Source organism: Xanthomonas sp. NCPPB 2250 (genome assembly GCF_056725265.1).
In genome coordinates this window covers 2646406-2663221 of record NZ_CM161520.1, presented here as the reverse complement: position 1 = coordinate 2663221, position 16816 = coordinate 2646406, and the positions used below count along the sequence as shown (strand labels likewise).

The window sequence follows — 16816 nt, the reverse complement described above, 5'->3', positions numbered from 1 at the left end:
CACCATGGCTCGAACCGTTCGTACATGCGTTTCCTGCGTTTCGACGTTGAGCGCCCGCCGGTGACCCAGGGCGTGGCCGTCGGCGCCTACGACGTTGTCATCGCCGCGAACGTGATGCACGCCACGTCGGACGTGCGCCGCGCCGTGCGCCACGCGAAAGCCTTGCTCGGGCGCCACGGCCTGCTGCTGCTGAACGAGATCGGCGACGCGGGGCTGTTCGAACAACTGACCTTCGGATTGCTCGAAGGGTGGTGGCGCCATGCCGACGATGGGGTGCGCCTGTCCGGTACTCCAGCGCTCTCCGCCGATCGCTGGGCAGGCGTGCTGCAGGCGGAAGGTTTCACCGACGTCCACGTGGATGCGTTGCCGGGACACCGCCAGCAGGTCATTTCCGCTTTGAGCGACGGCTGGCTGCGCCATTCGCCGGAAGACGGACAGGCTTCGCCGGCAGCGGATATCCCTCCGGCCCCATTGCCTGCGTCGGCCGACGCCTTCGAGGAGGCCGCCCTGGCCGCGCTGTCGCGCCTCACCGGCGTGGCCACGGGGGACATCGATCCGGATGCGCCGCTGGGCGAGTACGGCGTCGATTCCATCGTCTCGCGACGCCTGGTGCAGGAGATGGAACGCGCCTTTCCGGTGTCGCTCGATGCGGGTGTGTTGCTCGAACATAACAGCGTCCGCGCGCTTGCCGCGCACGTGTCCCACGTGGTCGCCACGCGAAACGACCTTGCGGCGGTGCCGATCAAGGAAGCCCTTGAACACTTCCGGGGTGGTCAACTGGACATGGATGCCATTGAAGCACTGCTCGACGAAGGACTGCCGCGATGAGCCGACGGGAACTGTTGCTCGCCTACAAACGCGGCGCGTTCGGTACGGAAACGCTGCTCCAGCGGATCGCCGCGCTGAACGCGGTGACCACGCTGCCCCTGACGGAGGGACAGCGTGGTCTGTGGATGCTCGAGCGAAGCGCCAACGGCGGATACAACGTGCCGCTGGCTTTCCGCATCCGCGATCCCCTCGACGTGGAGATGTTCCGCGTCGCGTGGACGTTGACGCTCCAGGATCACCCCCTGTTGCGCGTCACCATGCGCACGCACGACGGCACGCTGGTCCAGCGCATCGCGCCGCCGAGGGAGCTGCCGTTCGAACGCCTCGATGTATCCGCATGGACCGAATCGCACATTGAGCAGCACCTGCTCGCGGTGGCGAAACGGACCATCTCCCTCCAGGACGGCCCACTCGCATCGCTGCACTTGCTGTCGCGCGACAGCCGCGACCACGTCGTACTGCTGGTCGCCCACCACATCGTCTTCGATGGAGGATCGGTCGAGCCGCTGGTCGGACACCTGCTCGATACTTACGATGCGCTGTGCCGCGGCGTGCCCATGGCGCAGGCGCCGGACGGTTCATTCGCCGATTTCGTGGCCTGGGAGCAGGCCTACCTCTCCGGCGACCGGGGTGCCGCCGACAAGGCGTACTGGTTGCGCCGGCTGGACGGACCGTTGCCTCGGCTAGAGATACCTGCCGACCGCAGCCGCGCCACGCGCACGAGCATGGCGGGACGGACGCACGCACAGGCGGTGTCCGAGGCCCTGGCCAGCCGCGTCCACAGGGTGAGCGGCACGCTGAAAGTGAACCCCAGCGTGATCTTCCTGGCCGTCTACAAGCTCCTGCTGCACCGCTACACGGGCGAAGTGGACCTGATCGTAGGCGTGCCGACGTTCGGACGGCCGGAGCCGCGCTTCGAGTCCGTCGTCGGACTGTTCACCAATCCGATCGCGCTGCGCTCGCGGATCGACCCGGCCCAGGGCTTCACCCGCTGGGCGCGGCAGATCCAGGAATCGCTGCTCGAAGGTTCCCGCCACGCGGCCTATCCCTTCGCGCGTCTGGTGCGCGACCTCGACCTTTCGCGCGACCTCGAGCGCACGCCCGTGTTCCAGGTCGCCTACGAATACGAGAGCGGCGGCATGGCGAATGTGCAGCGCCTGACCCGCCGTTTCGAACGCACGCTCCACATCGAACCGGTCCAGGGACCGCACCAGGAGGGGTACTACGAACTGGTCTGCGAGATCCTGGAAAGTAGTGGCCAGTTCCACGTCAACCTCAAGTACGACGGCAACCTCTTCGACGACTCGACCGCCGAACGGTTCGTCGCCGCCTACATGCACCTGCTCGAGCAGGTGGTCGACTATCCGGACGCGGTGCTAGGTAGCTATTCGGTGCTTCCCGCGACCGAGCAACGACGCCTGCTGAATGACTGGAACGACACGTCCGCCGATTATCCCCGCGCGGAGCGGGTCGACACGCTGGTCGCGGCGCAGGCCCGGCGGACGCCGGACACCGTCGCGCTGGGATATGACGGTGCAACGCTGAGCTACGCGCAACTCGAAGACCGCGTCGATGCGCTCACCCGCCAGCTCGCCGCGCATGGGGCGCAGGTGGGAAGCCTCGTCGGTGTCTGCGTGGAGCGGTCGCTCGACACCACAGTCGCGCTCCTCGCGGTGCTTCGCACCGGCGCGGCCTACGTGCCGCTGGACCCCGCGTATCCTCCCGAGCGCCTGCGCTACATCGTGGAGGACTGCGGAACGCGCCTGGTGGTGACCCAGACTCGCCTGCTGGCACTGGCATCGGACCTGATTCCCGCCGATGCGACGGCCATCTGCCTCGACATCGGGTCGCGCGCGGCCGAAGCCGCGAGAGGGCCCGCCGTCACGCCGGAGTTCTCGCCGGACCACCTGGCCTACGTGATCTACACCTCAGGCAGCACGGGGCGGCCCAAGGGTGTGGCCGTTTCCCACCGTTCGCTGGTCAATTTCCTCTGGTCGATGCGCGAGAAACCGGGCATGCGCGCCGACGACCGGATGCTCGCGGTGACGACGTGCAGCTTCGATATCGCCGCGCTGGAACTGTTCCTGCCGCTCGTCGTCGGTGCGCGCTGCGAGATTTGCCCGGCCACCGACGTGCAGGACGGCGCGGCGCTTTTGCGCCGGATCGACGAAATGGCGCCGACCGTCATGCAGGCCACGCCTGTGACGTGGCAAATGCTCCTGCAGGCGGGCTGGCGCAATCCGTCGGGAATGAAGATCCTGTGCGGCGGCGAAGCCCTGCCGGATGCGTTGTGGGAGACGTTCACCGTCAACGGCTGGGATGCGTGGAACCTGTACGGACCCACGGAGACGACCGTGTGGTCCACCGTGGAAAAGGTCGATGCCCGGCGCAAGGGCTCGATCGGCGCGGGCATCGCCAACACACAGCTTTTCGTGCTCGACGAGGAGATGAAACTGGTTCCGGTCCTGGTTCCCGGCGAGCTGTGCATCGGGGGCGACGGTCTGGCGCGGGGTTACCTGAATCAGGCGGCGCTGTCGGCGGACAAGTTCGTGGCCCATCCGCTGGCACCGGGTGGCTTCGTCTACCGTACCGGCGACCTCGCGCGCTGGCGCGCGGACGGGTGGCTGGAGTACCTCGGCCGTCGCGATACGCAGACCAAGGTGCGTGGCTATCGCATCGAACTGGGAGAGATCGAAGCCGTGCTCGCGGCCCACCCCGGGGTAGCGGAGTGCGCGGTACTCGTCGCGGCCCATCGCGGGATGCGGCAACTCGTCGCGTTCCACGTGCCGGTGGCGGGTGCTCCCCCGGCCGATGCGACGTCGTTACGCGATCACCTGCGGCAGATGCTCGCGTCGTACATGGTGCCGGCGCGGTTCATCGACGTGGACGCGTTGCCGCTCACGCCCAATCGCAAGGTCGACCGCAAACGACTGGCGCAGATGGCCGAACGATCGGCGGCGGACGATCGCTCGCCGGGCTCGCCCATTCCGGGCGATGTCGGCATCGAGGATGCCATGGCGTCGATCCGCGAGGCGTGGCGCGACGTGCTGGGCACCTCTCAGTTCGGCGACGACGACGGATTCTTCGACGTGGGCGGCGACTCGGTCTCGGCGATGATGCTCGTGGAACAGATCGCCGTTCGCTTCGGTTGCGACGTGCCGGTGATCGACGTGTTCCGCCTGGGCTCGATCCGTCGCCTGGCCGGGGACGTATCGGCGAAGGCCACGCGTGCGCCGCAGCCGACCGACGCCGTGCCTCCTGTGCGGCGCCCCAACGACGTGCCCGTCGCCGGGACGCCGGCTCCCGCCGCATTGCCGCCGCCGCAGTCCGACATCGCCGACTGCGTCGCGATCATTGGCATGTCGTGCCGTTTTCCCGGCGCCACGGACCACGAAGCGTTCTGGGAAAACCTGCTTGGTGGCGTGGAGAGCCTGGATGCGGGGCCGGCGCCGGACGCCGCCGGTGCGCGTACGGCGAGGGGATACGTTGCGGCATGGGGTAACATCGAAGGCAAGGATTGCTTCGACGCCGAGTTCTTCCGCGTCGCCCCGCACGATGCGTACCGCATGGATCCGCAGTTGCGCCTGCTTCTCCAGCACGCGTGGAGCGCGGTCGAAGACGCGGGTTATGTACCCGCCGATATTCCCGATACCGGCGTCTTCACGGCCAGCAGCCATAGCGACTACGCGGGGCTTCTGGCCGCGGGGATGCCGGCTTCCGACGGCATCGTGAGCGATGCCGCGCAGTACGTGTCCTGGCTGATGTCGCAAAGCGGCACCATTCCGACGATGATTTCCCACCGGCTCGGCCTGACCGGTCCGAGCCTGTCGGTGCATTCGAACTGCTCATCGTCGCTGGTGGCGATGCACACCGCGTTCCGCAGCATCCTGGCCGGCGATGCAAGGCACGCGCTGGTCGGCGCCGCGACGTTGGGTGGCACGACGATCCGCGGTTACATGCACCAGGAGGGCTTGAACTTCTCCCGTGACGGCCGCGTGCGCACGTTCGACGCCACGGCGGACGGCATGGTGGGAGGCGAGGGCGTAGCCGCGCTGTTGCTCAAGCGCGCAGATTTGGCCATCGCGGACGGCGATCACATCTATACGCTGCTGCGCGGCATCGCCATTAACAATGACGGGGCGCAGAAGGTCGGGTTCTATGCGCCGAGCGTCGATGGCCAGGAAAAGCTGATCCACGGATTGCTGACGTCGACCGGCATACACCCGGAAAGCATCAGCTACGTCGAGGCTCACGGCACCGGGACCACACTGGGCGACCCGGTCGAAGTGGCCGCGCTGACGTCGGCCTACCGCCGCTTCACCTCCAAGGTGGGGTTCTGCGGCATCGGCTCGGTGAAGACCAACGTCGGTCACCTGGATGCCGCCGCGGGACTGGCCGGCTGCATCAAGGTGGCGCTCAGCCTCAGCCGTGGGCAACTGCCCGCCAGCCTCAACTATCGCGAACCCAATCCGCGTCTCAACCTCGATGACTCGCCGTTCCACGTGGTCGACGGCCATCGAGCCTGGCCGGCGGGGAGCACGCTGCGCCGCGCCGCGCTGAATTCACTCGGGATCGGCGGCACGAACGCGCATGCCGTCTTCGAGGCATACGACGCCATGCCCGCCGCGTCGGCGGAGGCCGGCCCCTACGTGGTGATCCTTTCCGCCAGGGAGCGCGCGCAGGTGCGCAGCGCGGCCACGCGGCTGCTGGAGTGGTTGCGCCGGCGCAAGCGCGACGACGTGCACGTGTCCCTCGCGGACATCGCCTTCACGCTGCAGGTGGGGCGCGTGGCGATGTCATGCCGCTTCGCGATGGTGGTCGACGACCTCGCCTCGCTGGAAGCCGCGCTCGCCCTCTACGCCGGCGGTACACTGCCCCCAGGCAATGCCTGGGAGGGCGAGGTCGCCGACGACACGCCGGCGTCCCGCGCCGGCACGGTCGCAGCCCATGTCGCGCAAACCCGGGAGGAGCGCGCCGCGCTCGCCTCGCACTGGGTCCGTGGCGAGGCGGTGGACTGGCGCGCTTCGCTGCCGGGTGGCCGGTCGCGGCGCGTGTCCTTGCCGTCCTATCCCTTCCGGGAAGACCGGTTCTGGCCCGCGACGTCCCAGGTGACGACGACCGGTCCCGACGTCGCGAACGCGCCGCAGGCATTGCATCCGCTGGTCCAGCGCAACACGTCCACCCTCGGCGGCCAGCGTTTCACGTCGCGGTTCACCGGCGGCGAGCACTTCCTTCGCGACCACGTTGTGGGCGGCACACCGGTGTTGCCTGGCGTGGCTTACCTGGAAATGGTACGCGTGGCGCTACGCGAATCGCGCGACGTGGAGGCCGACGTGTCCACCACGCTGGCCTTGCGCAACGTGGTCTGGCTGCGGCCCCTTGCCGTGACGGCGCCGGCAACGGTGCACGTCACGCTCGATCCGCTCGACGACGGCGGGTGCGACTACGAGGTATTCCAGTCGGAGGCGACGGGCGGAAAGATCTTGCACGGCACCGGCCGCGTCGTGCCTACGGCCGGAACGGACGGTCGTGCGGCCCCGGTGCTCGATCTGACGGAGCTTCATCGGCGTTGCGACCGGCGCGTCGACGCAGCCGACCTCTACGGCCAGTTCGCCGCGATGGGCATCCACTACGGTCCCTCGCATCGCGTCGTTGCCGAGCTGCACGCGGGCACCAGCCCAAACGCCGATCGCTATGTGCTCTCCCGTCTTCGATTGCCGCAGGCGTTCGCGGATACCGCGCCGGTTTACGACCTGCACCCGAGCCTGTTCGACGGCGCGCTGCAATCGACGCTGGGCCTGGTCCTGGACGCGATGGCGTCGCCCGACGAGCCTGTCGACACACGACCGCACCTGCCGTTCGCCATCGACGACATGGAGATGTTTGCGCCATTGCCAGCCGAAGCCTGGGCGCATGTCCACGTGCAGCACGGCACGGCGGCCAGCGAACTGCGCAAGTACGACCTCGACATCTGTGACGACACGGGACGGGTGCACGTGCGACTGCGCGGCTTCGCCAGTCGTGTGCTCGAGGGCCAGCCGGAGCCGTCCGTTGCCGTGGAAACGACGGCGGACGATACCGAGGCAGGGCTCATGCTGGTGCCGCGCTGGGACGCCGCGGTGCCCGATTGGCTCGCCGATCCGTCACCGGCTCCGGGCGACGCCGTGATGGTGGTGGGTGCGGAATCGATGCGGGGACGCGACGTCGAGAACCGCTTTCCCTCCGCGGTATCGCTCCCCGGCGACGCGATATGGGACGGGCGCTGGAGCGACGCCCTCGCGGCCACCGGGGTGGAGCACATCGTCTGGGTCGCGCCGTCTCCCGTCGAGGATGAGGCGCCGGCATCGGCGTTGCTGGGAGCCCTTCGGCTCATCAAGGCGGTACTTGCGAAGGGCCTGGGCGGCCGACCGCTGACGTGGACGATCGTCACCGCCGGTGCGCAGGCCGTACGGGCCGGCGAAGCCGCGGTGCCCGTCCACGCCGCGCTGCATGGACTGGTCGGCTCGATGGCCAAGGAATATCCGCACTGGCGTGTGCGGCTGGTAGATCTGCCACCGGATGGCGCCGCGCCGCTGGACGACATCCTGCGCTTGCCGCCGATGCCTTCCGGCGACGCGTGGGCTTATCGCACCGGCGAATGGCATCGTCTCTCGCTGCTGCATTCCGAGATCCCGGCGAAGGGCCCCGCACCGTGGCGCGAGGGCGGCATCTACGTGATCATCGGCGGTGCGGGCGGCCTGGGCGAGGTACTCACGAAGCACCTGGTTTCGGGGCACCGCGCCCGCGTGGTGTGGATCGGTCGGCGTGCACCGGACGCGGCCATCGAAGCCCGTCGCGACGCATTGGCGAGGTTCGGGCCGAGACCCGACTACGTGCAGGCCGACGCGGGCGACGCCGATGCCCTGGCCGCGGCATGGCAGGACATCGGCCGCCTGCACGGCCGCATCGACGGCGTCATCCATGCCGCCGTCGTGCTCTCGGACCGCAGCCTGGCCGAGATGGACGAATCTACCTTCCTCGACGTATTTCGCGCCAAGGCCGACAGCTGCCTCGCGCTGGCCATGGCATGCGAACGGCAGCGGCCTGGCTTCATCGCGTTCTTCTCTTCGGTGCAGGCGTTCTCGCGCAGCCCGGGGCAGGGTAACTACGCCGCAGCCTGCGCGTTCGCCGACGCCTTCGCCGCGAACCTCGGCGCACGCACCGGCACGCCCGTCAGGATCGTCGACTGGGGCTACTGGGGCAGCGTCGGCGTCGTCGCCTCCGCCGCCTACCGTGAACGCCTGGCGGACCAGGGCATTGCCTCGATCGAACCCGAAGACGGCATGGCGGCGCTTGACGCCATCCTGCGTTCGTCGGTGCCGCGAGTGGCTTACGTCAGGGCGCATGCGTCCCTGCGCGACGCTTCTTTGCGCGATGCGGACCGGCTCGTCGCGGCATCGCCAGGAAGCGTCTTCGACACGGGCGGCGAACCGGCGATCGTGTCCCCTGCGGTGCCGGAAGGCTGGGACGAGGTCACCGACGCGCTGCGCGATATGGAAGACCGCATCGCCGATCGGCTGGCGGTCCAGGTCGGCATGGCGCCGGGCCTGTCGATCGCCGCAGGCGGCAAGGCCGACGGTCCGACGCTGCGCCGGTGGCTCAACGCCACGACGCGCATGCTGCTCGAACGCGGGCTGCTCGACATCGCGTCCGGCGAACCGCGTGCCGTCGCCGGCCTCGTCGCCGACGATGTCGAACGGGCATGGCGGTCGAGCCTGCCGGGGTGGCTGGCACATTCGCACACGCGGGCGCATGCGAGGTTGGCCGAGGCGATCCTCGTCGCGTTACCGGAGGTGTTCGCGGGCGAACGATCCGCCACCGAGGTGCTCTTTCCGCAGTCCTCCCTCGATCTCGTCGCCGGGATCTACCGAAATCATCCGGTGGCGGATCATTTCAACGCGGTCCTCGTCGCGTCGCTGCTGTCGCTGGTCGAGGCGCGTCGACGGACCGATCCGGAAGCCCGGCTGCGCATCCTGGAGATCGGCGCGGGTACCGGCGGTACCAGCGCAGGCGTGTTCGCCGCCCTGGCGCCCCATGCGCGGCACGTCGCCGAGTACTGCTATACCGACGTGTCCCATGCCTTCCTCCTGCACGCCCGACAATATGAAGACGCGGCGCCGTACCTGACGCGCCGGCTGTTCGACGTCGAACGCCCCCCGGCGGAGCAGGGCGTGCCGACGGGTAGCTTCGACATCGTGATCGCGGCCAACGTGTTGCATGCCACCAGCGACATACGCCGCACGATCCGCCATGCGAAGGCGACGCTGCGAGAGGGCGGCGCACTGCTGCTGAACGAGGTGAGCACCTCGAGCCTGTTCGGCCATCTAGGCTTCGGGCTGCTCGAAGGCTGGTGGCGCTGTGAGGATCCGGCCGTACGCCTCCCTGATTCGCCCGGCCTGTCTCCTTCGGGCTGGACCCGCGTGCTGGAAAACGAGGGTTTCGAAGCGATCCGGTTTCCCGCTTCGCCATGGCACGCGCTGGGCCAGCAGGTGGTGCTGGCGCGCAGCGACGGTTTGGTGCGCGAGGCCGTCCGCCGCATGCTGCCGCCGCCCCCCGCGGCGGCCCACCCGGGCGATGCGTTCCCTTCGACGCCAGCCGCGCCAGGCAGTCCGTCGCTCCTGCGCGATCGCGCCATCCTGGCTTTGCGCAAGCTCGTCGCCACGACGTTGGAGCTGCCCTTGTCCCGCGTCGCGGCCAGCGAACCGATGGAGAAATACGGCATCGATTCCATCCTCGTCGTACGCATCTGCGCTGCGATGAACGAGGTCTTTGTCGATCTGCGCACGACGCTGTTCTTCGAGCACCGCACCGTCGCCACGCTGGTCGATCACCTGTTGCGGGAGCGGCGCGAGCAGGTCTTGCGCTGGGTCGGCGATGACGAGTCGCCCGCCGCCATGGACGCGACATCGCGGCCGGTCGCGGTTCACACGCACGCGGCGCCCCCGGTCCGGGCCGGCATGCGTGGCCGGCGCCCGTCGCGTGGCTCGGTGGCGGTGTCCGCCGACGTGGCCATCATCGGTCTGAGCGGTCGTTATCCCGGCGCAGCCGACGTCGACGCGTTCTGGGAGCAACTGGCGACGGGACGGAGCGGCATCGGCGAGATTCCCGCCGAACGTTGGGACTGGAACGCCTATTACGACGAACGCAAGGGCGTGATGGGCTCCATCTACACGAAATGGGGTGGCTTCCTCGACGGAATCGACCTGTTCGATCCATTGTTCTTCGAGCTGTCGCCCCGCCAAGCCGAGCACATGGATCCGCAACAGCGCCTGTTCCTCGAACAGGCCTATGCGAGCATCGAGGACGCCGGTTATACGCCCGGCAACCTCAGCTCGACGAAGAAGGTCGGCGTGTACGTGGGTGTGATGAACAGCACGTATCTTCGGGTCGCCAACAACTGGTCCGTGGCGAACCGCGTGTCTTACCTGTTCGACTTCCATGGTCCCTCCATGGCGGTGGACACGGCGTGCTCGTCGTCGCTGACCGCGATCCACCTCGCCGTGGAAGCGCTGCGCAACGGCTCGTGCGACCGGGCGATCGCCGGCGGAGTGAACCTGATCGTCGAGCCCGTGCACCTGCAGGCCCTCTCGGCGATGACCATGCTCAGCGGTGGCGATCGCGTGCGTGCGTTCGGCGACGGCGCGGACGGTTTCGTCGATGGGGAGGGCGTGGGTGCGGTGGTTCTCAAGCTTCTGGAAGAGGCGGTTCGCGACGGCGATCATATCCACGGGATCATCCGGGCGAGCAGCCTCAACGCGGGTGGACGCACGCATGGCTACACCGTGCCCAACCCCGTGGCTCAGGCCGCCGTGGTATCCAATGCGCTGCGTCGCGCGGGGGTGCATCCGCGCACGGTCAGTTATATCGAGGCACACGGCACCGGCACGCGACTGGGCGATCCGATCGAGGTGGCAGCGCTGACATCCGCGTTCCGCGAGGGCACCGACGACCGGCAGTATTGCGCGATCGGCTCGGTGAAGAGCAACATCGGGCACACCGAGAGTGCGGCGGGGATCGCGGCGCTCACCAAGGTACTGCTGCAGATGCGCCACGCACAGCTCGCGCCGACGCTTCACGCCGAACCGGCGAATCCGCAGATCGATTTCGCCACCGGCCCGTTCGTCGTGCAGCATCGCCTGGGTCCCTGGCTGCGGCCAGAGGTGGACGTCGACGGCGAGCGTCGCGGGTATCCGCGTATCGCCGGCATCTCGTCGTTCGGCGCTGGCGGTGCGAACGCGCATCTCGTCGTCCAGGAGTACATGGCTGACGAAGCGACGGCGTCGACCGCCATCGCGGCTAGCCTTCCCGTGCTGGTGGTGCTCTCGGCGAAAACCTCCGACGCCTTGCGCGACCGCGCGCGCCTGCTGCGTGCAGCGATCGTGGCGAAGCGGTACCGCGACACGCAACTCGCATCGATCGCCTACACGTTGCAGGTGGGACGTGAGGCGATGGCGTGCCGGCTCGCCTTCACCGCGACCACGATCGACGAGATGGCCCGCAAACTGGCCGCGTTCGTCGATGGCGACACGCGCGACGAAGAGATCCATGCCGGCGAGTCCACGGGAACACAGGGCCTCGACGAACTGCTTGCGTTCGACGACGACATGCGCGACGCCATCGCCCGATGGATGGCGCGCGGCAAGTACGACAAGCTGCTGGCGCTGTGGGTGAAGGGCGTGGCGGTGGACTGGAGCGGCCTGTACGACAGTGCGCGTCCTCCGCGCATCCCGTTGCCAACCTATCCGTTCGCCAGGATGCGCTGCTGGATCGACGCTTCCAGTTTCCTCTCCGGCGCGGCGACTCCGGCGATGGGCGCTTCGCACCTGCATCCGTGGTTGCACGAAAACACGTCCACCCACGCGGGCCTTCGCTTCACCACGCGCTTCAGCGGCGGTGAGCACGTACTGGCCGACCACCGGGTGCATGGACGTGCCGTGATGCCCGCCATGGCGTATCTCGACGTGGCCTGCGCGGCCATCGCATGGGGCGCGGGCGACGGGAGTGCCGCCGAGCGCGTATCGCTGCGCCACGTGGCGTGGGTGTCGCCGCTGGTGGCCGACGGCCCGGTCACCCTGCACGTGGACGTCCATCCGCCGGCAGGCGACGACATCGGCTTCGAGATCTACACCGAGCCGTCGCCAGGCCTGCGCCGCGTACACGCACAGGGCTACGGCGGCTGGGACGGCACCGCGCTGGCGGAACAGCTGGACATGGTCGAATGGGAGGTCGGTCGGGATCGCCTCATCGACGTAGCAGCGTGCCATGCGCGGCTGGCCCGCGACGGCATCGAGTACGGCCCCTATTACCGTGGCCTTCGCGCCGCGTTCTCCGGGGTGGACGCGAACGGCGACCGCTATGTGGTCGCTCACCTCGTCCTGCCTGCGATCGCGGCGACACCGGGGTCCCACGCGCTGCATCCGTCGCTGCTCGACAGCGCGCTGCATGCCGCGGCGGTGCTTGATCCGTCCACGGGCGACGGCACGCCCTGGGTGCCGCATGCCCTCGCAGGCGTGAGCATCGACACGGCGGCGGGAGACATCGCCTTCGCGGTGCTCACCCAGGCGACGGAAAGTGATGCGAACCTTCGACGGCTGGACGTGCGGCTGTGCGATGCCCGGGGACGAGTGCGCGTTCGGCTTTCGGGCCTGAGCGCCCGGCGGTTGCCACCAGGCGCGGGACTGGGGAACGGCGTGCCGACAACGGTCCTTTCAACGCGTCGCTGGCGCGACGCACCGGTGCTTTCCCATAGCCACGACGGAGAGGTCCGTCTCGTGTTGCTGTGCAGCCACGCCGGCGACAAGGCGGCATGGGGTGAGCTCGCGCGGCGTCTGCCGGATGACCCACGTACGCGCTGCGAATCCGCAAGGGTGGCCGAACCGGAGGGCTGCAACGCAGCGAACCGTTACGAACACCTCGGCTGGCACGTCATCGAACACGTGCGAGGGCTGCTGGAAGGACGCGTGCGCGAACGCGCGCTCGTGCAGGTCGTCATTGGCGACGCGCCGGAAGACGCCTTGTCGTCGGGCATCGTCGGGCTGCTTCGTTCTGCGCGACTGGAGAACCCACTGCTGCGCGGACAACTCATCTCGCTCGACACGTCGGCCGGCGTCGAGCGGTGGCTGGAGGCCCTGCGGGAAACGGCCGCGACTTCCGATGAGGAGATCCGATATCGGGGCGCGTCGCGAGAAAGCGCGTCGCTGGCGGAATTGCCAGCGCTGACAGGTGCGTCGCCCTACAAGGCCGGGGGGGTGTACCTCGTCACGGGCGGACTCGGCCGCCTCGGGATGCTGTTCGCCCGCGATATTCTCGACCATGCTCCGCGCGCGCACGTGGTACTGGCCGGACGCGGCGAACCCGATGGCGAAACCGCGGCCCAGTTGCTCGCATGGACGAACGCGGGGCATGTCGTCGATCACCGTCGGGCCGATTGTGCGGATCCGGACGACGTCACGCGACTGGTGAACGAGATCGAACGGTCACATGGCGCGCTGGACGGCTTGATTCATGCTGCCGGCGTGCTGCGGGATGGGTTCCTGCTGGCGAAGCGCAGGGACGATTACCTTGCAGTGCTTCGGGCGAAGGTACATGGCGTCGTCCAGCTGGATCGGGCAATCGGGGCACGGGCGCTCGACTTCTTCGTGGTGTTTTCGTCGGTGACCGGCACGTCCGGCAACGTCGGTCAGGGTGATTACGCGGCGGCGAACGGATTCCTCGACGCCTATGCGGCGGACCGGCAGACGCGCGTGAGCAGGGGTGAGCGCCATGGTCGCACCGTATCTATCGGTTGGCCCCAGTGGGAAGAGGGGGGCATGCGCCTGCCGGCGCTGGTCGACGAAATGCTGCGCGCGAGCGGACGGCTCGCGTTGACAACCCCGGATGGCCTGGCGGCATTCCGCGCGGCTCTCGCTTGCGATGCGCCGCACGTGCACGTGCGCCGCAGACAGGGGCTCGATGCGTCGACGTCCCCCGCCGCGCTCGCGACCACGGGGCTTCTGCCGCCTGTCGCGATGACCTCTCGCGACGCGTCGCGGCACCGGGCCGTGGATCGGCTGCGAGAGGTGGTGGCCACCCAACTCAAGATCGCGCCCGCGCAGATCGACGCAAGAGCGCCGTTCTCGCGCTATGGCGTCGACTCCATCCTCGTCATGCAGTTGACCGCGGAACTGGAAAAAATCTTCGGCCCCTTGCCGAAGACGCTGTTCTTCGAATACCCGACCCTGGACGCTTTGCATGCCTACTTCGTCGAGGCCCACTCCGACGCGCTGCATCGCTGGGTTGCCCCGGAAGATGCACCGGAGCCTTCCCTCGCCGTTCCTCGCGCGAGCGGCTTCGCGCCGGCGGCCGCGCGTGCGTCGGTCGAGGAAGGATCCGATCTCGGCAGCCGCATCGCCATCGTCGGCCTTGAAGGCCGCTTCCCGCAGGCGGCGAACCTTGAAGAGTTCTGGGAAAAACTGCGCGCGGGTGCCGACTGCGTGGAAGAGGTGCCGGCCGAACGCTGGGACGTCGCGCGGTATTTCGACCCGCGCAAGGGTCAGCCTGGCAAGACCTACGGCAAGTGGGGCGGCTTCATCGAGGGGGTGGAGGCGTTCGATCCGCTGTTTTTCGGCATGTCGCCGCGCGAGGCGGAGCTGACCGATCCGCAGCAGCGCCTGTTCCTGGAAACCGTCTGGAATCTGCTCGAGGGATGTGGATATACGCGTGACGGCCTGGCCGCGCGGTTCGGCGGCAAGGTGGGCATCTATGTCGGTTCGATGTACAACCGCTACGACGGATTGCGCCAGGGAGCCGGCGCGGTATCGCAGTCGCTGCAAAGCGCCGTGGCCAACCGGGTGTCGCATTACTTCGGTTTGAACGGGCCGAGCGTGGCGGTGGACACGATGTGCTCGTCGTTCACGGTGGCGCTGCACCAGGCCTGCGCTGACCTGCGCCGCGGCGACGTGGCGATGGCCATCGCCGGCGCGGTGAACCTGTCGCTCGATGGGCACAAGTTCGTGGCGTTGAGCCAGTCGCAATTGCTGGGCAGCCGCGCGGAGCGGCGTGCGTTTGGCGATGGCGACGGTTACCTGCCGGCGGAAACCGTGGGGGCGGTGCTGTTGAAGCCCTTGCGGACGGCCGAACGCGACGGCGACGCCATCTGGGGCGTCGTTCGCGGCTCGGCCGTCAATCATGCCGGCGGCACGCAGGCCTACAGCGTTCCCAACCTGCATGCGCAGGTGGAGGTCATGCGCGAGGCGATGCGGCACGCGGCGGTGGCACCCGGCGACATCGGTTACGTGGAGGCGGCGGCGAGCGGCTCGGCACTGGGCGACGTCGTTGAGGTCGCATCCATCGCCCGGGCCATGGAAGGCCAGCCCTGTGCGATCGGCTCGGTGAAGTCGAACATGGGTCACGCGGAGGCGGCCTCGGGTTTCTCGCAACTGGCGAAGGTGCTGTTGCAGCTCAGGCACGGCGAACGGGTGCCGACGATCGGCAGCGAGCCGCCGAATCCGAACCTGTCACTGGACGGCACGGGGCTGCATCTGCAGCGGCATCGCGAGGCGTGGACGCGCACGCGCCGGCAAGGGCGCGAGATGCCGCGCCTTGCCCTGATCAATTCGTTCGGTGCCGGCGGCTCCAACGCGAGCCTTCTGGTGGAGGAATATCGGGCGGCGGCGGTGGCGCCGCCGCGTCGCGAGGGGGTGCCGGGCCCGCAGGTGATCGTGCTGTCCGGCCGCACCGCGTCGGGACGGCGTGCGGTGGCGGCGGGGCTGGCCGACTGGCTGCAGACCGATGCGGGGACCGACCTGGTCGACCTGGCGTACACGCTGCAAGAGCATCGCGAAGCGATGGACTGGCGGCTGGCGATGGTGGCGAGCGACGTGACGGGACTGGTGGGGATGTTGCGCCGTTACCTGGCGTCGGCCGACGACGGCGCGGCGGCGTGGCACGAGGGCGATCCGCAAACGGCATCGTCGATGGACGCGGCGCCGGGCGAAGGCGACGCGGCCGAGCGTCTGGCCTGGGCCTGGGTGCGGCACCGGCCGGTGGACTGGTCGGCCTCGCGCGGCACCGGCCCGTTCCGGCGCCTGGCCCTGCCCACGTATCCGTTCGAACGCCGGCGTTGCTGGATCACCGACGCAATGCCCGACGGGCGCGCCGACGGCACGCCGGCAACCACCGACATCGCCGGGACGATCGAACGCTTCTTGCACCGCGTGCTCGGCCTGACCCCGGACGAACTGCCGTGGGACGGGCCTTGGCATACGTACGGCGTGGATTCGATCGTGGGCATGCGCCTGCTGCGCGAGTTGAATGACGCCTTCGGCATCCGCCTCATGGGGCGCGACCTGCTGACCGCACGCACGCTTCGCCGACTGGCGACGTTGGCGCGGGACCGCATGGCTTCCCGTCCTGTCGCCAGCATGGAGCCCGACCAGGCGGCAGCCGCCGACGACGCATCGGTACCGGACGACCTCGCGCTGACGGAAGGCCAGCTCGGTCTGTGGACACACCAGCAACTGCAGCCGGCGTCGTCGGCGTACAACGTGCCGCTGGCGATCCGTTTGGCGGGCGCGGTGGACGGGGAGGCGCTGTCGGCGTCCTGGGCGGCGGTAGTGGCCTCGACGCCGCGGCTGGGCGCGGTGGTGGCCGTGGTGGAGGGTGAGCCGCGCTGGCGGCCGGGCGAGGCGGTGGCGGCGCCGGTCGTGGTGGACGCACGGGACTGGTCGGCCGAGGCGCTGGATGAGGCGATGCGCGGTTATGCGAAGGCGCCGATCGATCTGGCGCAGGGCCCGCTGGCGACGCTGTACTGGCTGACCGGGTCGGCCGAGGGCGAGCTGTTGCTGCTGGTGATCCATCACCTGGTATTCGACGGGGCGTCGGTGCCGTTGTTGCTGGAGCGTTGGCTGGCGGCCTACGACGCGCACCGGGCGGGTCGGCGATGGACGCCGCCGGCGTTGCCGGCGACGGA

At 68.8% G+C, this 16816-nt stretch carries 2 protein-coding genes (both running past the window's edge); both read left to right on the top strand.

Going from position 1 to position 16816, the window contains the following annotated elements; all coding sequences use genetic code 11:
* Positions 1-828: the final stretch of an SDR family NAD(P)-dependent oxidoreductase gene (locus AC1PMG_RS10555; protein ID WP_481108847.1), read on the top strand. It extends 22470 nt beyond the left edge of the window; only the last 828 of its 23298 coding nucleotides appear in the window; its start codon lies off the left edge, out of view; it ends in the stop codon at positions 826-828.
* On the top strand, positions 825-16816 hold the 5' portion of the coding sequence (locus AC1PMG_RS10550) for an amino acid adenylation domain-containing protein (RefSeq protein WP_481108846.1). It continues 2746 nt past the right edge of the window; only the first 15992 of its 18738 coding nucleotides appear in the window; it begins with the start codon at positions 825-827; its stop codon lies beyond the right edge, outside the window. The genes AC1PMG_RS10555 and AC1PMG_RS10550 overlap by 4 nt, the downstream gene beginning before the upstream one ends.